The sequence below is a fragment of the Leeuwenhoekiella sp. LLG6367-2.1 genome (genome assembly GCF_045055775.1).
Lineage (GTDB): Bacteria > Bacteroidota > Bacteroidia > Flavobacteriales > Flavobacteriaceae > Leeuwenhoekiella > Leeuwenhoekiella aequorea.
In genome coordinates this window covers 2,129,675-2,148,319 of the sequence record NZ_CP159331.1, presented here as the reverse complement: position 1 = coordinate 2,148,319, position 18,645 = coordinate 2,129,675, and the positions used below count along the sequence as shown (strand labels likewise).

The 18,645-nt window shown below is 34.8% G+C and carries 19 protein-coding genes; 10 read left to right on the top strand and 9 right to left on the bottom strand.

Features of this window, described 5'->3' with window-relative positions:
- Positions 1 to 206 precede the first annotated feature (206 nt).
- Positions 207 to 2,405: a DNA helicase RecQ gene (gene recQ / locus ABVM53_RS09815; protein ID WP_405325629.1), complete on the bottom strand. Its 2,199-nt coding sequence runs from the start codon at positions 2,403 to 2,405 to the stop codon at positions 207 to 209.
- Positions 2,406 to 2,487: 82 nt separating this feature from the next.
- Between recQ and ABVM53_RS09810 the strand changes: the two genes are divergently transcribed.
- From ABVM53_RS09810 to lptB, 4 genes are read left to right on the top strand one after another with little or no spacing between them, the layout of a single operon-like run.
- Positions 2,488 to 3,456: an SIS domain-containing protein gene (locus ABVM53_RS09810; RefSeq protein WP_405325627.1), complete on the top strand. Its 969-nt coding sequence runs from the start codon at positions 2,488 to 2,490 to the stop codon at positions 3,454 to 3,456.
- A complete protein-coding gene (gene tatC / locus ABVM53_RS09805) occupies positions 3,456 to 4,304 on the top strand; it encodes a twin-arginine translocase subunit TatC (protein WP_371454952.1) in 849 nt (282 codons plus the stop codon). Before ABVM53_RS09810 ends, tatC begins: the two co-directional genes overlap by 1 nt.
- Before the next feature lie 16 nt (positions 4,305 to 4,320).
- Complete coding sequence (locus ABVM53_RS09800) at positions 4,321 to 4,686, top strand: carboxymuconolactone decarboxylase family protein (protein ID WP_371454953.1); 366 nt, start codon at positions 4,321 to 4,323, stop codon at positions 4,684 to 4,686.
- A gap of 56 nt (positions 4,687 to 4,742) precedes the next feature.
- Positions 4,743 to 5,480 carry an LPS export ABC transporter ATP-binding protein gene (lptB, locus tag ABVM53_RS09795; protein ID WP_128756593.1) on the top strand — a complete coding sequence of 246 codons (738 nt, stop codon included), beginning with the start codon at positions 4,743 to 4,745 and terminating at the stop codon, positions 5,478 to 5,480.
- Positions 5,481 to 5,552: 72 nt separating this feature from the next.
- On the opposite strand, the gene ABVM53_RS09790 is transcribed toward lptB, so the two are convergent.
- Positions 5,553 to 6,179: an NUDIX hydrolase N-terminal domain-containing protein gene (locus tag ABVM53_RS09790; protein ID WP_405325624.1), complete on the bottom strand. Its 627-nt coding sequence runs from the start codon at positions 6,177 to 6,179 to the stop codon at positions 5,553 to 5,555.
- Between the two features lie 145 nt (positions 6,180 to 6,324).
- Entirely contained in the window at positions 6,325 to 7,071 is a 747-nt protein-coding gene (locus ABVM53_RS09785; protein ID WP_405325622.1) for a CDP-alcohol phosphatidyltransferase family protein, read from the bottom strand.
- A 112-nt stretch (positions 7,072 to 7,183) separates the two neighbouring features.
- Between ABVM53_RS09785 and ABVM53_RS09780 the strand changes: the two genes are divergently transcribed.
- Entirely contained in the window at positions 7,184 to 8,251 is a 1,068-nt protein-coding gene (locus ABVM53_RS09780) for a PorV/PorQ family protein (RefSeq protein ID WP_405325620.1), read from the top strand.
- Positions 8,252 to 8,272: 21 nt separating this feature from the next.
- On the opposite strand, the gene mnmD is transcribed toward ABVM53_RS09780, so the two are convergent.
- Both mnmD and ABVM53_RS09770 read right to left on the bottom strand, forming a co-directional pair.
- Positions 8,273 to 8,953 (bottom strand): tRNA (5-methylaminomethyl-2-thiouridine)(34)-methyltransferase MnmD, encoded by a 681-nt coding sequence (mnmD, locus tag ABVM53_RS09775; protein ID WP_405325618.1) that lies wholly within the window; start codon positions 8,951 to 8,953, stop codon positions 8,273 to 8,275.
- 1 nt (position 8,954) lies between these two features.
- On the bottom strand, positions 8,955 to 9,467 hold the full coding sequence (locus ABVM53_RS09770) for a DUF4920 domain-containing protein (RefSeq protein ID WP_405325616.1): 513 nt from the start codon (positions 9,465 to 9,467) through the stop codon (positions 8,955 to 8,957).
- 104 nt (positions 9,468 to 9,571) lie between these two features.
- Here ABVM53_RS09770 and ABVM53_RS09765 point away from each other — a divergent pair, with 104 nt between their 5' ends.
- The 3 genes from ABVM53_RS09765 (at position 9,572) to ABVM53_RS09755 (ending at position 11,937) form a co-directional block, all read left to right on the top strand.
- Positions 9,572 to 10,642, top strand: coding sequence for a branched-chain amino acid aminotransferase (locus ABVM53_RS09765; protein WP_405325614.1), 1,071 nt, complete (start codon positions 9,572 to 9,574; stop codon positions 10,640 to 10,642).
- 107 nt (positions 10,643 to 10,749) lie between these two features.
- Positions 10,750 to 11,682 carry a peptidylprolyl isomerase gene (locus ABVM53_RS09760; RefSeq protein WP_371454960.1) on the top strand — a complete coding sequence of 311 codons (933 nt, stop codon included), beginning with the start codon at positions 10,750 to 10,752 and terminating at the stop codon, positions 11,680 to 11,682.
- Positions 11,683 to 11,787: 105 nt separating this feature from the next.
- Positions 11,788 to 11,937 (top strand): 30S ribosomal protein THX, encoded by a 150-nt coding sequence (locus ABVM53_RS09755; protein ID WP_405325612.1) that lies wholly within the window; start codon positions 11,788 to 11,790, stop codon positions 11,935 to 11,937.
- Between the two features lie 45 nt (positions 11,938 to 11,982).
- Here ABVM53_RS09755 and yaaA read toward each other — a convergent pair whose 3' ends face one another.
- Both yaaA and ABVM53_RS09745 read right to left on the bottom strand, forming a co-directional pair.
- Positions 11,983 to 12,747 (bottom strand): peroxide stress protein YaaA, encoded by a 765-nt coding sequence (gene yaaA / locus ABVM53_RS09750; RefSeq protein WP_405325610.1) that lies wholly within the window; start codon positions 12,745 to 12,747, stop codon positions 11,983 to 11,985.
- Between the two features lie 115 nt (positions 12,748 to 12,862).
- Positions 12,863 to 13,558, bottom strand: a complete 696-nt coding sequence (locus tag ABVM53_RS09745) for an ABC transporter ATP-binding protein (protein WP_128756584.1) — start codon at positions 13,556 to 13,558, stop codon at positions 12,863 to 12,865.
- 127 nt (positions 13,559 to 13,685) lie between these two features.
- Between ABVM53_RS09745 and ABVM53_RS09740 the strand changes: the two genes are divergently transcribed.
- Both ABVM53_RS09740 and ABVM53_RS09735 read left to right on the top strand, forming a co-directional pair.
- A complete protein-coding gene (locus tag ABVM53_RS09740; RefSeq protein WP_405325607.1) occupies positions 13,686 to 14,402 on the top strand; it encodes a glycosyltransferase family 2 protein in 717 nt (238 codons plus the stop codon).
- A 72-nt stretch (positions 14,403 to 14,474) separates the two neighbouring features.
- Positions 14,475 to 15,920: a hypothetical protein gene (locus tag ABVM53_RS09735; protein WP_405325605.1), complete on the top strand. Its 1,446-nt coding sequence runs from the start codon at positions 14,475 to 14,477 to the stop codon at positions 15,918 to 15,920.
- On the opposite strand, the gene ABVM53_RS09730 is transcribed toward ABVM53_RS09735, so the two are convergent.
- Together ABVM53_RS09730 and ABVM53_RS09725 are read right to left on the bottom strand one after the other, a co-directional pair.
- On the bottom strand, positions 15,910 to 16,677 hold the full coding sequence (locus tag ABVM53_RS09730; protein ID WP_405325603.1) for an O-methyltransferase: 768 nt from the start codon (positions 16,675 to 16,677) through the stop codon (positions 15,910 to 15,912). The two genes, ABVM53_RS09735 and ABVM53_RS09730, sit on opposite strands and share 11 nt — an antisense overlap.
- Before the next feature lie 54 nt (positions 16,678 to 16,731).
- Positions 16,732 to 18,606 (bottom strand): ABC-F family ATP-binding cassette domain-containing protein, encoded by a 1,875-nt coding sequence (locus tag ABVM53_RS09725; protein WP_405330857.1) that lies wholly within the window; start codon positions 18,604 to 18,606, stop codon positions 16,732 to 16,734.
- Positions 18,607 to 18,645: the final 39 nt, after the last annotated feature.

Sequence of the window (18,645 nt, the reverse complement as noted above, 5' to 3'; positions counted from 1 at the left end):
AAATAGTGACGAGTAGATAGAGCTTCGCTGTTCTAAGTCCCAATTATGAGAAAAGAGGGTGTTTTTTGTAGGAATTTTCATATTAGTTGGGATTGCAACTTCGACAAATATAGCCCTTAACAATTTATTATGAAATAGGAATACAAGGAAGTTTGGCAACTTCCTTTTCAGAAAATTGCCAATTAACAGTCCTAATAAATTGAGAATTAATTTGCGACCTCGCTAAGAAATTTTATACGATAAAGCTTAAGTTCTTCTTCATCGTAATCTCCATCAAACTCTTCAAGAGCTGCCTCAATACTGTCAGTTTCAGCTTCTAAAAAGTAATCATACAGTTCTTCCTGCTGATCTTCATCAAGAATATCTTCTATCCAGTAATTGATATTGAGCTTGGTACCGCTATTAACGATCACCTCCATTTCTTTTACAAAATCACTCATATCCAAGCCTTTAGCGGAAGCAATGTCATTTAAAGGTAATTTGCGGTCAACATTCTGAATAATATAGAGTTTTAAAGCACTATTTGTACCGGTAGATTTAACAACTAGTTCGTCTGGTTTGAAAATATCATTCTCAGCCACATAAACTGTAATTAAATCTATAAACTCTTTACCATATTTTTTTGCTTTGCCTTCACCTACACCAAATACATTTGCCATTTCATCAAATGTGGTAGGGTATTTAATAGCCATATCTTCAAGAGACATATCCTGAAATACCACATAGGGAGGAACACCTTTTTTCTTTCCTACTTTTTTACGCAAATCTTTAAGCATCGCAATTAATTTTGCGTCTGCTCCTACACCAGTCACGGCTCCTCTGTCAACAACATCCTCTCTTCCCGAATCAAAAGTGTGATCTGCGGTCATCATAAAGGATACCGCATTATTCAAATAACTTTCTCCGGCTTCGGTAATTTTGACTACGCCATAGGTTTCAATATCTTTCTTAAGATATCCTGCTACAAGAATTTGTCTTAAAAGAGCTCTCCAATATCCCTGATCTTTATCTTTACCACTCCCAAAGTAGATTTCATCATCTGTTTTGTGAGATGTAATAATAGCGTTGGGCTTACCCACTAATGTAAGAACAAGCTCTTTACTCTTATAAATTTCACCGGTTTTCTTAACAACATTTAGCACCTTTACAACCTCATCTTTAGCTTCGTGCTTTTTCTTAGGGTTTCGCACATTGTCATCAAGATCACCGCCTTCACCTGTTTCATTGTCAAACTCTTCTCCAAAATAATGAAGTATAAATTTGCGGCGAGACATAGAAGTTTCAGCATAGGCAACTACTTCTTGTAACAATGCATGACCAATTTCTTGTTCTGCCACAGGCTTGCCACTCATAAACTTCTCTAACTTCTCAATATCCTTATAAGCATAATAAGCGAGACAATGCCCTTCACCACCATCACGTCCAGCTCTACCGGTCTCTTGATAATAGCTTTCAATACTTTTAGGAATATCATGATGAATTACAAAGCGTACATCTGGTTTATCGATACCCATACCAAACGCGATTGTAGCAACAACTACATCCACATCTTCCATAAGAAACATATCTTGATGTTTCGCTCGAGATTTAGCATCCAGACCTGCGTGATAAGGTACGGCCGATATGCCGTTTACCTGTAAAACCTGAGCAAGCTCTTCAACCCGTTTTCTGCTTAGGCAATAAATAATACCACTCTTACCTTGATTTTGCTTGATAAACCGAATAATATCAGCATCTACATTTTTAGTTTTAGGGCGTATTTCGTAATATAAATTAGGTCTATTAAATGATGCTCTAAAAGAGTTTGCATCAGATATACCTAGATTTTTCATTATATCCTCCTGAACCTTTGGAGTGGCTGTCGCAGTCACAGCGATAATAGGTATTGAATCACCTATTCGTTTTATAATATGTCTAAGATTACGATATTCCGGTCTAAAGTCATGCCCCCATTCACTTATACAATGGGCTTCATCAATGGCCACAAAACTAATTTTTACAGATCGTAAAAATTCGACATTTTCCTCTTTGGTTAACGATTCTGGAGCTACATATAGAAGTTTTGTAATACCATTAGAAATATCTTCTTTTACCTGTTTAATCTCCCCTTTATTTAACGAAGAATTTAAAACGTGAGCAATCCCGTGTTCCTTAGAAATCCCTCGGAGAGAATCAACTTGATTTTTCATTAATGCTATTAAAGGACTAACAACTATAGCTGTTCCTTCGGCAATTAATGCTGGTAATTGATAACATAAAGATTTTCCGCCACCGGTGGGCATAATCACAAAAGTGTGTTCACCATTAACAATACTTTTGATTACATCTTCCTGTAGACCCTTAAATTGACTAAAACCAAAATATTTTTTAAGAGCTGCGTGTAAGTCTATTTCTTCTGAAGTCATTAAAGCTTGTTCAAATTTGCATACATTTGTATTCTAAATATAGTAATTTCTACTCCAAACAAACGGCTTAATCTTATATCTTTTGAATACCTACGACCAGATTTTAAAAAGCGCTAAAAAAACTATCGCTTTGGAGCAGGAAGCTGTAGCTAATTTAGCTACGCTTTTAGATAATCAATTTGCTGAAGCTGTATCACTAGTTTATAACGCTCAAGGTCGGGTAATTATTTCTGGAGTTGGAAAAAGTGCAATAATAGGGCAAAAAATTGTTGCTACGCTAAATTCTACCGGAACACCTTCTATTTTTATGCACGCAGCCGATGCTATTCACGGTGATCTGGGTACTATTCAAGAAGGTGATGTTGTAGTGTGTATTTCAAACAGTGGCAATACAGCCGAAATTAAAGTGCTTATTCCATTAATAAAAGGCCGAAATAATAAGGTTATCGCGATGACCTCTAATAAAGAATCATTTTTAGCTAAACAAGCTGATGCCCTTATCTTATCATACGCTGAAAAAGAAGCTTGTCCTCATAATCTTGCTCCTACCACAAGTACAACTGTACAATTGGTTATGGGTGATGCTTTAGCTTTGGCTTTACTTGATTTGAGAGGATTTTCACCTCAAGATTTTGCAAAATACCATCCAGGAGGTGCTCTAGGAAAAAAGATGTACTTACGTGTTAGCGATTTAGTAGAACTACACGATAAGCCTCAAGTAAATGAGAATGCTCCCATAAAAGATGTTATTGTAGAAATATCTCAAAAACGACTGGGTGTAACGGCAGTAGTAGAAAATTCTCAAATAGTAGGTATTATTACCGATGGAGACATACGCAGAATGCTAGAAAAAAATGATATTCTTACCGGTTTAACGGCAAAAGATATTATGAGTAGTAATCCCAAGCAAATTTCAAATCATTCGATGGCTACTGCTGCGCTCGAAGTTTTAGAAACAAATAGTATTACACAGCTTCTTGCTGTTGATGAAAATAATAATTATACAGGCGTCGTTCACTTACACGACTTAATTAAAGAAGGAATTCTCTAATGGCAAAAAAACAAAATACCTCTCAAGACGAAATGTCTTTTTTAGATCACCTTGAAGAACTTAGATGGCACTTAATTAGAGCTACACTGGCAATTGTAATTGTAGGTGTTGTCGCCTTTATTTTTAAAGATTTTATATTTGACGATATAATTTTTGCGCCTGCCAGACCCGATTTTATTTCCTATGATTTACTTTGTCAGATTGCCAATATCTTTGGTTCAGATAAAGGTTGTGTGAATGAGATGAATTTTATAATTCAAAACCGCACAATGGGCGGGCAGTTTAATGCTGCGATATGGACCTCGATAATAGTAGGAGTCGTAGTTGCGTTTCCATATGTAATGTATGAGTTTTGGAAGTTTATATCTCCGGGGCTTTATGAAAAGGAGCGTAAAAACTCTCGCGGATTTATAATTATATCATCGCTATTATTTTTTACGGGAGTGCTTTTTGGCTACTATATTATCGCCCCACTTTCCATAAATTTCTTAGCCAACTTTACCGTAGGTGAACAAGTCAAAAACGAATTTGATATTGATTCATATATCGGTTTAGTACGTGCTAGTGCTCTTGCAGCCGGTGTGATTTTTGAATTGCCTATTATTATGTACTTCTTTACTAAAATAGGTTTAGTTACTCCACAGTTTTTACGTAAGTACCGTAAATACGCACTTATAATCGTCCTAGTTATATCTGCAGTAATAACTCCTCCAGATATCTCAACACAAGTAATTGTCTCAATACCTATTCTTGTATTATATGAAGTGAGTATTGTAATCTCTGCCTTTGTATTACGACAAGAAGCAAGGCAATTAAAGAGAGCCGAAAAATCTAAAAACAAACTTTAAATATTTAACCCCTTATATGTCTGATAATTCTCAAAATCAAGTAGAATCATTTAATGCATATCGCGCTAAAATGAATGATAAAATTCTAGGTGATAAAAATAAGATCATCAACAGGATTTTTAATTTAGATACAAACGCTTTTGCGGCCGGCGCATTAGACGTGAAGACTAAAGAGCTTCTGGGATTAGTTGCTTCAACCGTTTTACGCTGCGATGATTGTGTAAAATACCATTTAGAAAGTTGCCATAAAGAAGGTATTTCTAAAGAGCAGGTAATGGAAACTTTAAGCATAGGGACATTAATAGGCGGTACTATCGTAATTCCTCACTTAAGGAGAGCCTATGAATTTTGGGAAGCACTAGAGGAAAACGCTACTAAATAATACTTATCTCGGGATATTCCCGTTGTTATTTTTTAGCCTAATTGTAAATTGAGGAAATGAAACTACGCGCAGAAAATTTAATGAAATCCTATAAAGGCCGAAAGGTCGTTAAAGGCATCACTGTTGAAGTTCAGCAAGGAGAAATTGTAGGTTTACTAGGTCCTAACGGAGCTGGAAAAACCACCTCTTTTTATATGATAGTAGGTTTAATAAAACCTAACGGAGGCACAATTCATCTGGACAATCAGGATATTACAAAATATCCTATGTACAAAAGAGCACAGCACGGAATCGGATATCTAGCACAAGAAGCTTCTGTATTTAGAAAACTTAGTATTGAAGAAAATATATTAAGTGTTTTACAGCTCACAAAACTGAGCAAGAAAGAACAGCTTGCTAAAATGGAAGAACTCATTGATGAGTTTAGCTTAGGACATATTCGTAAAAGTAGAGGAGACTTATTATCTGGAGGAGAACGTCGTCGTACTGAAATTGCACGCGCACTAGCAACTAATCCTAATTTTATTCTGCTTGATGAACCTTTTGCAGGTGTAGATCCCGTTGCCGTAGAAGACATTCAACGTATTGTGGCTCAATTAAAGCAAAAAAATATAGGGATTTTAATCACAGACCATAATGTTCAAGAAACTTTAGCTATTACAGATCATACTTATCTAATGTTTGAGGGAAACATTTTAAAACACGGTGTTCCCGAAGAATTAGCTGCAGATGAGATGGTAAGAAAAGTTTATCTGGGACAAAATTTTGAGCTACGGAAAAAGAAACTTTTCTAATCATAATTACAAAATAAATAAATGGGTTGAGCATAGAAATTTGCTCAACCCTTTTTTTTTTGTTCAATTAAATTAATCTACGTGGATCCCCTCATGGGTATTGGCTAATGAAACCAATTTGTGAAGTTGCTCTTCTAAAATACGATCTGGAGAAAGAGTTGGTAGTTTGTCTAATGAAAACCATCCAACAGCGCTTATATCAAAGTTAGGATCAAAATCTCCATCCTTAATTTTGCACAAAAAACATAATTTATAAACGTAGTGTGGTTGAGGCGGATGTGGATAGCATCGTTTATCTAAAATCGCTAAAAGTCTAATTATTTCTGCATCAAATCCTGTTTCTTCCTTAACTTCTTTAAGTACATTTTCAGACGGCGATAAACCAACGTCTGCCCAACCACCAGGCAATGTCCACTTGTCATCTAAAGTTTCTTTGACTAATAAAACTTGATTGTGATCGTTTGTGATAAGCGCCCGTACATCGACTTTTGCAGTGGGATAATCAATTTCTGGCAAGTAGAAATCAGTAAATTGTTTAACTGAAAGGTTACTAAGAATACTCATCATTTCTAAAGATACTGTTCGCATTTCTTCATAACGCTCTGCATCATAATTTTGAGAATTATAAACAAGTCCGGCTTCAGCCAATGCTTTTATCTGCTTTACAGCATTCAGTAATTGATCATTTATTTCATTCATTATCTAGTAATTCTTGAAAATGTTTTACAACTCATCTCATATGACTACTGTGAGCATACAAGATGTCCATTATAGACCTCGAAATAGACTACAAATCATCTATCCTTTTTATCATTTTTCCGAAGAAAACATTTTAAAACTTCTATTAAATGCTAGTAGTCGTTCTGGTAACCATTGATATTAGAACATACAATATGATGATAATAGGTATAGCTAGAAACGTAAGCCAAAAAAGTAAGATTCCCGCCAGCAATAAAAATCCATAACGAACTTTATTTTCGGCAATACCCCAACTTTTGAATTTTAGAGCAAATAGAGGTACTTCTGCATTAAGCATAAAACAACTCAAAGCAGTGAGCGCAAGTAAAAAATAGGTGTTTGTAATTAAATTTTCAGCAATCGCAATATCTTGAAACTGTATTATTAAAGGTAGACTAACGATAAGTAATGCGTTTGCAGGTGTTGGCAAACCTATGAATGAAGTTGTTTGCCGGGTATCTATATTAAATTTGGCTAACCTAAATGCAGAAGCAAGTGTAATTGCAAATCCTAAAAACGGAATTACAGAAATTGAATCCCAGGATAGTCCTGCATCTACCCAACGTTCACCCGTATTCCAGTGCTCAAGCTTATGTAATAATTGAAACATTACCATTCCTGGAACCACACCACTGGTAACAACATCTGCCAGACTGTCTAACTGCAACCCTAACTCTCCCTCTACTTTAAAAAGTCTGGCAAAAAAACCATCAAAAAAATCAAAAAAGATTCCTAGCACTACTGCATAAGCCGCAAAATCCAGTCGCCCGGTAGCCGCAAAAAAAGTACCCAGCATACCACAAAATAGGTTAGCCATTGTAAATGCATTAGGAATATAACGTGTGATTTTCATAGTTGATTGTTTCTGTAAAAGTACTAAAGTATGCTTACTCGTGATATACGTGTAAAATAAACTTTAACTTCTCACCACATTTAGCCACCTTTACCGTAAAAAGAAGACGGAATTGAAAAAAGTTTTACCCTTCATTTTGCTATTTATTACTGTTAATTCCTTTTCACAAGTCGTTAGAAAATACTCTAACGAATTTTTAAATATTGGGGTTGACGCCGCATCACTTGCTATGGCAAATGCTGTAACTGCAAGTAGTGCGGATGTAAATAGTGGTTATTGGAACCCTGCAGGGCTGGTTGCACTAGAAGATAATGAACTTGCTCTTATGCACGCTAGTTATTTTGCAAATATTGCTTTATATGATTATGCGGCTTTTGCGACACCTTTAGATGATCGTAGCGCTCTAGGGATATCATTGATCCGTTTTGGTGTTGATGACATCTTAAATACAACGCAGCTTATAGATGCCAACGGAAATATTGACTACAACCGTATAAGTTTATTTTCTACCGCAGATTATGCCTTAACACTTTCTTATGCTCGGGAATTACCTGTTCAAGGATTGAAGGTTGGTGCAAATGCTAAAGTTATACGTAGGATTATAGGTGATTTTGCCTCTAGCTGGGGATTTGGACTAGATGTAGGATTACAATTCACAAAAGGAAATTGGAATTTCGGTTTAATGGCTCGCGATATTACAACATCAGTAAATACCTGGTCAATTAATGAAGAGGAGTTTGCTAAAATAAGCAATGCGGTAGCAGATCAAAATCAAGACTTACCTGAAACGTTAGAGATTACCATCCCAAAACTACAGCTAGGTATTAATCGCAATTGGGAAATTAACTACGACTATACTATAAAAGCAGAAGTAGATTTACTACTTCGGTTTACGCAAACTAATGACATTTTCTCAAGTGCTTCGGTAAGTGCAAGCCCGGCTGCAGGTTTTGAATTTGGCTATACAGGCTTGGTCTTTTTAAGAGCAGGAGTTGGTAATTTTCAAGAAATCACACAACTTGACGGCAGCAACCGCATTGGATTTCAACCTAATATTGGGGTTGGTTTTCAGTATAAAGGCATTCACATCGATTATGCACTTACAGACATTGGCGATCAAAGCGCCGCTATCTATTCAAATATATTTTCACTCAAGTTAGACTGGGAACTTTTTAGATAAGATCACATTTAGGCTTAAAGGCTAAATTTTTACTGCGCGTAGCATTTCTCTTTTTCCGGGAGGCCCAGGAAGTCTTTCAACCTTAAAACCTACTGCCTGCATTGCACGACGCACACTTCCCTTTGCAGCATAAGTGACTAAAACTCCATTCTTCGACAAGGCTTCATACATCTTTTGAAATATAGGTTGTTCCCATAGTTCTGGTTGTACTCGTGCGCCAAAAGCGTCAAAGTAAATTAAATGGTGCGCATTCTTATCTACAATAGTTTCAAAAGTTTGCTTTCTTTTTTTTAAACTAAATGTCGGAGAAATAGCTACAGCTTGCTCCCAAGCTGTATTATGCATTTTTTCAAATAATTCTGGTGCCGTATTAGAATCTATTAACTCAAAATAATTTAATTGATCTAATTCATCTTTAAGGACAGGGTAAGCCTCTACCCCTTCATACTTAATAGGTAAAGCAGTCTTTTCTTGTGCGTGTGTAAGCGTAAGCAAAGCGTTTAAACCAGTACCAAAACCGATCTCAAGAATATTTAATTCAGTTAAATGAGAATTTTGAGTGAGAATATAGTCTAAACCCATTTTTAAGAATACGTGCTGAGCTTCTTGCACTGCCCCGTGCATAGAATGATATTGTTCATTCCATTCGGTAATTTGAATGGTTGTAGAACCATCCCCTGTTTTAACTATTTTACGCTCCAACTTACTGAGCGACTTTTACACCGCTAGCTAAAAAACTAAATGAACGCTTCGGAGTTTTAATTGCATCAATCTCTTCTTGCGATTTACCGGCATCTTTAGCATAATGCTGCTGTTCTTCAACCGGAGTTTCGCTTACATAAGCTACGCCGTGCACCATTACACTTTTGTCTTTTATATCTTTAGGAACGAAAAAAGCATAATCTTTAAATTTTATCATTACAGGATCTACAGCACCCACGTCTACTTGCATCCAGCATCCTTTTTCCTGACATACTTCTTCAACTGAACTTTTAAAGGATACATTAATCGTATCTCCAGCTTTAAGGTTACTGTATATATCTCCCAGCTCAAAAGAAGTTAGCATCGCTTGATTTTTAAAATCTTCACCGTATAACTTCATTTTTGTTAACTCCACCTCATTAGATTCAGTTTCCGCAACAGTCTTTGTAGTAGTTTCCTGTTTACAAGCAACTAATGCTAATGCTAGAACAGCGGTTGTAAAAATTTTTCTCATAGCGATTTCTTAATTAATATTTGAAAGAGCTCGTAAATTTAATCAATTCATGAGCTCGAAGACATGCAGAAAATGATAAATTTGTGTCTATAAATTTGAATATAATGACAGATACAATAAAATTAACCAAGGTTGCAGAATCTAAGATAAGCGATGTAGACTTCAGCAAGCTTTCTTTTGGTACGGTCTTTACAGATCATATGTTTGTTTGCGAATACGAAAACGGAGCTTGGAAAAAACCTGAAATTGTACCTTACGGTCCAATCAGTATGGATCCTTCTGCCAAAGTCTTTCATTATGGTCAGGCAGTTTTTGAAGGTATGAAAGCATATAAAGATGATAATGGTAAAATCTTTATGTTTCGCCCAGAAGAAAACTTCAACCGTATCAATAAATCGTCAGAGCGTCTTGCAATGCCTGCTTTTGAAAAAGATTATTTTTTCGACGGTTTAAACACCTTATTAAATTTAGAAAGCGATTGGATTAAACCAGGTAAAGACAATTCTCTTTACTTACGTCCATTTGTAATTGCTACAGAAAATGGTGTTTCTGCATCACCATCTTCAAAATATAAATTCATTATTATTTGTGCTCCGGCACAGGCATATTATAGCGGAGAGGTAAAAGTACTTTTCGCAGATCAGTACAGCCGCTCTGCAGATGGTGGAGTAGGTTTTGCAAAAGCTGCAGGTAACTATGCTGCTCAATTCTACCCTACAGAACTTGCTAAAAAAAGAGGTTACCAGCAGGTAGTGTGGACAGATGCAAATACCCACGAATACTTGGAAGAAGCGGGTACTATGAATGTTTTCTTTAGAGTAGGTGATAAATTACTTACAGCTCCTACAAGTGATCGTATTCTTGATGGTATTACACGTAAAAGCTTAATTGAGTTGGCAAAGAGCGAAGGTATTGATGTTGAGGTACGTCCTGTAAAAGTTTCAGAAATAGTAGAAGCAGCAGAAAATGGCACTTTAAAAGAGATGTTTGGAGCTGGTACAGCTGCAGTTATTTCGCCAATTTGTGGATTTACTCACAAAGATAAAGAGTTTGATCTTCCAAAATTAGAGGATGCTTATGGAGCTAGATTAAAACAGCATTTAACTTCTTTGCAAGCAAATAGAGCTGAAGATCCATTTGGATGGCGTTATGAAGTGCCTTCAATGACCGTTTAAATACTCTTTTACTGAAAATTTTAAAACCCGAAACGTAGCAATATGTTTCGGGTTTTGTGTTTGTAATAGTTAAGTGTATTTTTACAATTCAATTTTAAACTGAAGAGATGCAAGACGGAATATATGCTAAATTTCATACGCCAAAAGGCGAAATTTTAGTGAAACTAGAACACGAGAAAACCCCGGGAACAGTAGGTAACTTTGTTGCCCTTGCCGAAGGTAATCTTGAAAACAAAGTGAAAAATCAAGGAACTCCTTATTACGATGGTCTTAAATTTCACCGTGTAATTCCAGATTTTATGATTCAGGGAGGTTGCCCACAGGGATCAGGAACAGGAGATCCAGGCTATAAATTTGACGATGAGTTTGATGCTTCATTAAAGCATGATGCTCCAGGTAAATTATCTATGGCAAACTCCGGACCGGGAACAAATGGAAGTCAGTTTTTCATAACACATACTGCTACTCCTTGGTTAGATGGTAAGCACACTGTTTTTGGTAGTGTTGTTGAAGGCCAGGATGTTGTTGATGCTATCGCTCAGGGCGATAAAATGGAGAAGGTTGAAATTATACGCCAGGGATCTGAAGCAGAAAACTTTAATGCTGTTGAAGCTTTTAGAACTTTTGAAGGTGCAAGAGAAAAGCGTGTTGCTGCAGAACGTGCCGCTAAAGCCGGTGCATTAGATAAATTAAGTGAAGGTTTTAAAGAAACTGCTAGCGGCTTGCGTTATCAAATAATTCAGCAAGGTTCTGGCAAAAAAGCTGAATCAGGCAAAATGGTTTCTGTACACTACAAAGGTCAATTAGCGGATGGTACCGTGTTTGACTCTTCTTATAAAAGAAATCAGCCTTTAGATTTTCAAGTAGGTGTAGGTCAAGTAATCGCCGGTTGGGATGAAGGAATCGGACTTTTAAAAGTAGGTGATAAAGCTCGCTTCGTAATACCTTCAGATTTAGGTTATGGTAGTAGAGGTGCTGGTGGAGTAATTCCTCCAGATGCTATACTAGTATTTGACGTAGAGCTTATGGACGTAAAATAATTTTAAGTATACTTTATAAAATCCCGCAAATTGCGGGATTTTTTTTTGTGATTTTGTCAAACTACTCGAATTTATTAACTTAGAAAAAACACAAAAAATAATACAATGGGAAAAGGTGATAAAAAAACAAAGCGTGGAAAAATTAATAGCGGAAGCTTTGGCAAACTAAGACCTAGAGGCCGCAATAAAAGAACTGCTACAACGGCAGATGTTCCTACTAAACAAACCGCTAAAAAAAACAATGGAGGCCGGTGATGCAGCCTCCTCTGAGAAAAGTTTAGTAGATAAAAAACCTTAATATTATCTTACAAAAACTAATTCGTTTTTAGATAAATCTGAATACTGCTCACTAAAGCCGTAATCATCATAATTAAAGCCTTTAAGGTCATCAATGGTTTGTACATTTTTATCAATAATGTATCGCACCATTGAACCACGGGCTTTTTTTGCATAAAATGAAATGATTTTTAATTTGCCATTTTTGTAATCTTTAAATATTGGAGTAATTACTGGCACTTTAAGTTTGTCAACATTTACAGCTTTAAAATACTCCTGACTGGCTAAGTTTAAAAACAACTCATCATTTTCAAGTTCGTCATTTAAAGCATTTGTAATCTTATCTCCCCAGAATTCATATAAATCCTCTGTACGCCCAGATTTAAGTTTGGTCCCCATTTCAAGACGGTATGCTTGCATCAAATCAAAGGGTTTTAGCACACCATACAACCCACTCAAAATACGCAGAGTATCCTGAAGTATATCAAATTTTTCGGCAGGAATTGTGTATGCATCTAAACCTGTATAAACATCACCATCAAAAGTATATACAGCAGGTCGTGCATTATTTTTATCAAAAGGAACTGTAAAATCTTTATAGCGCTGGTAATTGAGATCTGCTAGTTTATCACTAATGCTCATTAATTCTGAAATCTCAGCTTTTGTTTTACGCTCTAATTTTTTATTGAGTGTGTCTGCTTCTTCTAAAAAAATAGGTTGGGTTGCTCGTGTAGAAGGCAACTTTGAATCAAAATTTAGTGATTTTGCCGGAGAAACTACTGCTTTCATATCTTATATTTTTATCAAAAATACATTTTCGAATACAGTAATAAACGACGTTTCGATAACATTTAAGAATACAGAAATAAGCTTGTTAGATTGAGTTTAATAATTGAAACTAAAATTATACGAGTACATTTTTGCGTATATCACTTTCAATTAATCCATCTCGCAAGCGTATAACTCGATGTGCGTGTTCTGCGATATCCTCTTCGTGAGTTACTAAAATAACCGTATTCCCAGAGGCGTGGATATCATCAAAAAGTCCCATTATTTCTACTGAAGTCTTAGAATCTAAATTCCCCGTAGGCTCATCAGCAAGTATTATAGATGGTTTGTTTACTAGTGCTCTTCCAACAGCCACACGTTGACGCTGCCCCCCAGAAAGCTGGTTAGGTTTGTGATCCATACGATCTGCAAGCCCTACATCGTTAAGTACTTCTTCGGCTCTTGCGTGTCTGTCTGATTTAGAATAACCAGCATAAACCATAGGTAATGCTACATTATCTAAAGCCGTTGTACGTGGTAATAAATTAAAAGTCTGAAAAACAAAACCTATTTCTTTGTTACGTACCTCTGCCAGCTCGTCATCAGTCATCGAACTCACATCTCTATTATTTAATATATAAGTACCAGAAGTTGGTGTATCAAGACATCCTAGCAAATTCATCAATGTAGATTTCCCAGAACCCGAAGGGCCCATTATAGCTACATATTCACCTTTATCAATCTGTAGATCAATCCCTTTTAAGACGTGCACAATTTCATTTCCTAGCGGAAAATCACGTTTTATATTCTTAATATCGATCAAACTGGCCATAGAATTATTTTGAATCTGTTATTAAAACAGGTGATTACATCTATAAGTAGTCAAAATGATATTTGAGTTACAGTAATTATAAAAAAATACTTTCTTTGTACTTCACCCCTTTTTTAATGATTCATTTATGTTTAAGAAATTATCAATTATTATACCTGCTTACAATGAAGAAAAAACTATAACAAATATTTTATCAAAATTAGTAAACCTCAATCTAGGATTGGAAATCCTTAAAGAGATTATAATAATTGATGATTGCTCAACGGATGATACTATAGGTCAAATAGAAACCTTTATTCGAGAAAATCATACAATTAATTTAAAACTGCTTAAACAGTCTATAAATAAAGGAAAGGGAGCTGCGTTACATCTTGGGATAAAAGAAGCTACAGGGGATTTTACTGTTATACAAGATGCTGATCTAGAATATGATCCCAAAGAATATATTTTACTCCTAAAACCAATTCTTACCGGGAATGCCGATGTAGTTTATGGTAGTAGATTTATGGGTGGAAATCCTCACAGAGTTTTGTTTTTTTGGCATACAATAGGTAATAAGTTTTTAACCTTTCTAAGTAACATGTTCACCAACCTTAATCTAACTGATATGGAAACTTGTTATAAAATGTTTCGAACAAAAACTTTAAAAAGTCTAGATCTTAAAGAAAAACGTTTTGGTTTTGAACCTGAAGTTACAGCTAAAATTTCGCGTGTTCCAAAAATCAGAATTTATGAAGTTGGGATTTCCTACTACGGAAGAACCTATGATGAAGGGAAAAAAATAAATTGGAAAGATGGATTTAGAGCTATGTGGTGTATTCTAAAATATAATATTATAAAATAAAGTATAATCAGATTAAATGTTTTAGAGACTACAAATAATATATGAACCTAAAATATAAATGTTATTAAACAATTGAATACGAAACTATACTTTTTAATAGCGTGGATATTTATACTTATTGGTATAGCTATCCGCTTTTATTTTCAATTTATCTCTTGGACATTTAACGGTGATGAAATTAATCTTGGTATCAATATAATAGAGAAGTCATTTCGCGAGCTACTTTTACCTTTAGAAAGAGGACAAAGCGCACCACCTCTCTTTCTTTTATTAATGAAGTTTTTTTCTTTATTTGGAAAACCTGAACTGACATTAAAAATTCTAACCTTTATAACCTCCTCATTAACTTTACCACTATTTTATAAAATTATTAAAAGAAAAAAAGAAAAAATTTATCTACTTGCTTTGGGCTTATTATGTTTTTCCCCCTTTGTTATTACTAATTCATTAACATTAAAACAGTATAGTTTTGATCTATTTTTCATAGTTCTAGGCTTTATCATTATTAATTACAAAAGAAGTAGCTATACTCTTATTATCTTTTCAATTTTATTCTGCTTATGTAGTAATATTGGTCCTTTTTTTTGCTTATCATCGATTATTTTAATTTTAAATCAAGCAAACTTTTCTAGATTCAATAGATTTCATTTAAGATCAATTTTATTTTTAGCAGTTGGTCCAATAGTATATTTTATCTATTTCATCTATTTTATAAATCAAGAAGGTGCAGATGAGTTACGGGCATTTATGCAAGATTATTGGGAAGAAGCTTTCGCTCCTTTAAATTTAGATTTTATAAAATGGTATTTAATTAGAGTTAAAGGATTAGGTTTCTATTTCTTCACCTCTTATCTCCTTATCGATATATTCCTACTCTTAATTTCTTTTATTGGAATAGTAGCCAATCTAATTGAAAAAAATAAAAATGAAATCATTCATAAAATTTTAAAAAATTACCTTATAATTATAAGCATACATTTAGTCCTAAGCTCATTGAAGTTATATCCTTTTTCCGATAGATTATATCTTTATTTAGCACCTTTTTTATACATCTCTCTTACCAAAGGCATATTAACCTGCTTAAATATTTTTAATTCTTCTTTGCTCAAAAAAAAGATTAAACTCAAATATAGATTTCATTACATAAGTTTCATTTTACTTATTATTATGATTTACCAAATACCTTATAAAGACAATGATGTTAAAAACACGATTTCTGAAATAAGAAAATATAACGATGATATTTACATCACCCAAAAGTCTAAAGCAAGTATTTCGCTTTGGTTTGAATTAACAAAAGATAGAAATGTTCAGGAAATTTTAGAAAAATCCAATATTTTAGATATTGAGGTTCTTCCAGAAAAGAATGCTGTTATATTATCAAGGCAACAATTAAAATTTGGGCATCAAAAAGAAACAAGTTTGCCAGAAATTGAAATTCAATTTCTACTTTCTGAGAAAAAAATTAAGTTAGTCCAAACTTTTATTGGGTATAAGCTATACATTTTCAAACCCTAATCTTAAAATTTTCTTTGGCTTGCTCTTTTCTAAAAAAAACAAACCCCAACCAGAAACAGTCTACGGTTACCACCACCTGAGGATGGTCTTTTATATTTTCCCAAGCCTCAGTCATTTCTGAAGACCAATATATATCATCCAGAATCCAGACTGAATCATTATGAACCGTTGGTAGTAACTTTTCAAAATAGTTCAGCGTAGCCTCTTTGCTATGATTTCCATCAAAGTAAATAAGGTCATAATTTTTATCTAGTTGCCTATCTAAGGTTTCCCTAAAATCGCCAATTATAATATTTACATTTTTAATACTAGCACTACGTAAATGTTGCTTAGCAACCCCAGCAGTTTGGGAACATCCTTCTAATGTTGTCACATTATCACTTCCTAAAGCAAGACCAGCTGTTGCAAGACCTACAGAAGTTCCTAATTCTAATGCGTGATTCACACCAAAGTAAGAACTCACTCTGCAAAGCAACTTCATTCGTTTTAATGAAGCACCTGCGTGCGTTGCAATACCCTTTACAGAACGCTCGTTAGTTTTAAAAACTCGGGATCCAGCTCCAAAATCTTTAACCGCTATAATCTCTTTAGAGTTTAAAAGTCCTTTTCGGTAATTTAGTAAATTTCGATAGTGAGCGTATTTTTTACGATCATAAAGACACTTTGTTACAAATTGATAAATAAAGGGAGAATGTACTCCGTGCTGATTTGTCGCTCCTCGTAAAAAATTGAAATAAGCTTTAAGCGTATACCACATAATTAGCTCTAAACTTGATATTCTATACTATTAACAATGCCAATCACGTTTAAACTATCCTTCCATTTTTGCACTTAATTCAAACCATCTTTCGGTAAGTGCATCTATTTTATCTTGTACCTCCTGAAGTGCTATTGAGCGCTTATTAATTTCCTCTCCCGATAAATCTGGATTAAGAAACTCTGCTTCCTTACTTGCTTTTTCTTTCTCTAATTTTTGAATATCACGCTCAATACGATTGTATTCTTTTTGATCATTATAAGATAGTGAAGTTGATGCGGTCTTCCAGTTATCTTTTGTAGTAGCCTTTTCCTCTTTAGGCTTAACAACTATTTCCTGCTCAATAGCAGGCCCCGAATCATACACTCTAAAGTCTGAATAGTTACCCGGAAAATCTTCAACTTCTCCTTGGCCTCTAAAAACAAATAAATGATCTACGATCTTATCCATAAAATAACGGTCGTGAGATACCACAAGTAAACATCCCGGAAAGTCTAAAAGAAAACTTTCTAGTACATTGAGTGTCACTATATCAAGATCATTTGTAGGTTCATCAAGAATTAAAAAGTTAGGATTTTGAATAAGCACCGTACATAGATACAGACGCTTTCGCTCTCCCCCACTTAGCTTTTCTACAAAATCATACTGCTTTTTACGATCAAAAAGAAAGCGTTCTAGTAACTGACCGGCAGATATTTGCCTTCCTTTCTTAAGTGGTATATAATCTCCAAATTCTTTTATAACATCGATGACTTTCTGACCGGGCTTTATAGTAATTCCTTTTTGAGTATAGTACCCAAATTGGATGGTCTCTCCTATCACAATCTTACCGCTGTCAGGAGGCATACTCCCTGTTAAGATATTTAAAAATGTAGATTTACCGGTTCCATTTTTGCCTATAATCCCAATACGTTCTCCACGCTGAAAATTATATTCAAAACCATCAAGAATTTTTCGGTCTTTAAATGATTTTGATACTTTATGAAACTCCACAATTTTACTACCCAAACGTTCCATATTAAGTTCAAGTTGAACTTCGTGGTCATTACGCCTTTTTGAGGCCTTATCTTTTATTTTGGCAAAATCATCAATTCTTGACTTTGATTTTGTAGTACGCGCCTTAGGCTGGCGACGCATCCACTCTAACTCTTTTTTGAAGAGTTGTTTTGCTTTACCTGTTTCAGTTTCTTCAGTAGCAATACGCGCTTCTCTTTTATCTAGATAATAAGAATAATTACCTTTGTAATTATATAGTTTTCCCTCTTCAAGTTCTATAATTTCATTACACACACGCTCCAGAAAATAGCGATCGTGAGTAACCATAAACAGCGTGAAATTTTCTTTTGCAAAAAATGCTTCAAGCCATTCAATCATCTCTAAATCTAAATGGTTTGTGGGCTCATCAAGAATTAACAAATCAGGTTTGCTCAATAGCATATTAGCAAGAGCTAATCTTTTTTTCTGCCCTCCACTTAGTTTTTCAACCTTTCTATCAAGATCATCTAATTTAAGCTGAAAGAGAATTTGTTTGTATTGCGTCTCAAAATCCCAGGCTTGGTGAACTTCCATCTGATCAAAAGCCTTTTGATACGCATCACCATCCTCGATATTTAATAGTGCGTGCTCGTAACCTGAAATAACTTTTAGGATTTCATTATCGCTATCAAAGATTGTTTCTTCAACTGTTAACGAAGGATCTAAATTGGGTTCTTGAGGAAGAAATGCCACTTTGATTCCCTTACGGAAAATCACTTGACCACTATCGGGATTTTCGGCACCAGCTAAAATATCTAGCATAGAGGTTTTCCCAGTACCATTTTTTGCTACCAACCCTATTTTTTGGCCTTCATTAATACCAAATGATAAATCTTTAAATAAGACCTTCTCTCCAAAAGCCTTTGCGATAGATTCTACCGAAACATAATTTATTGCACTCATAGGCTGCGAATTTAGCCTTTAAATGTGGAG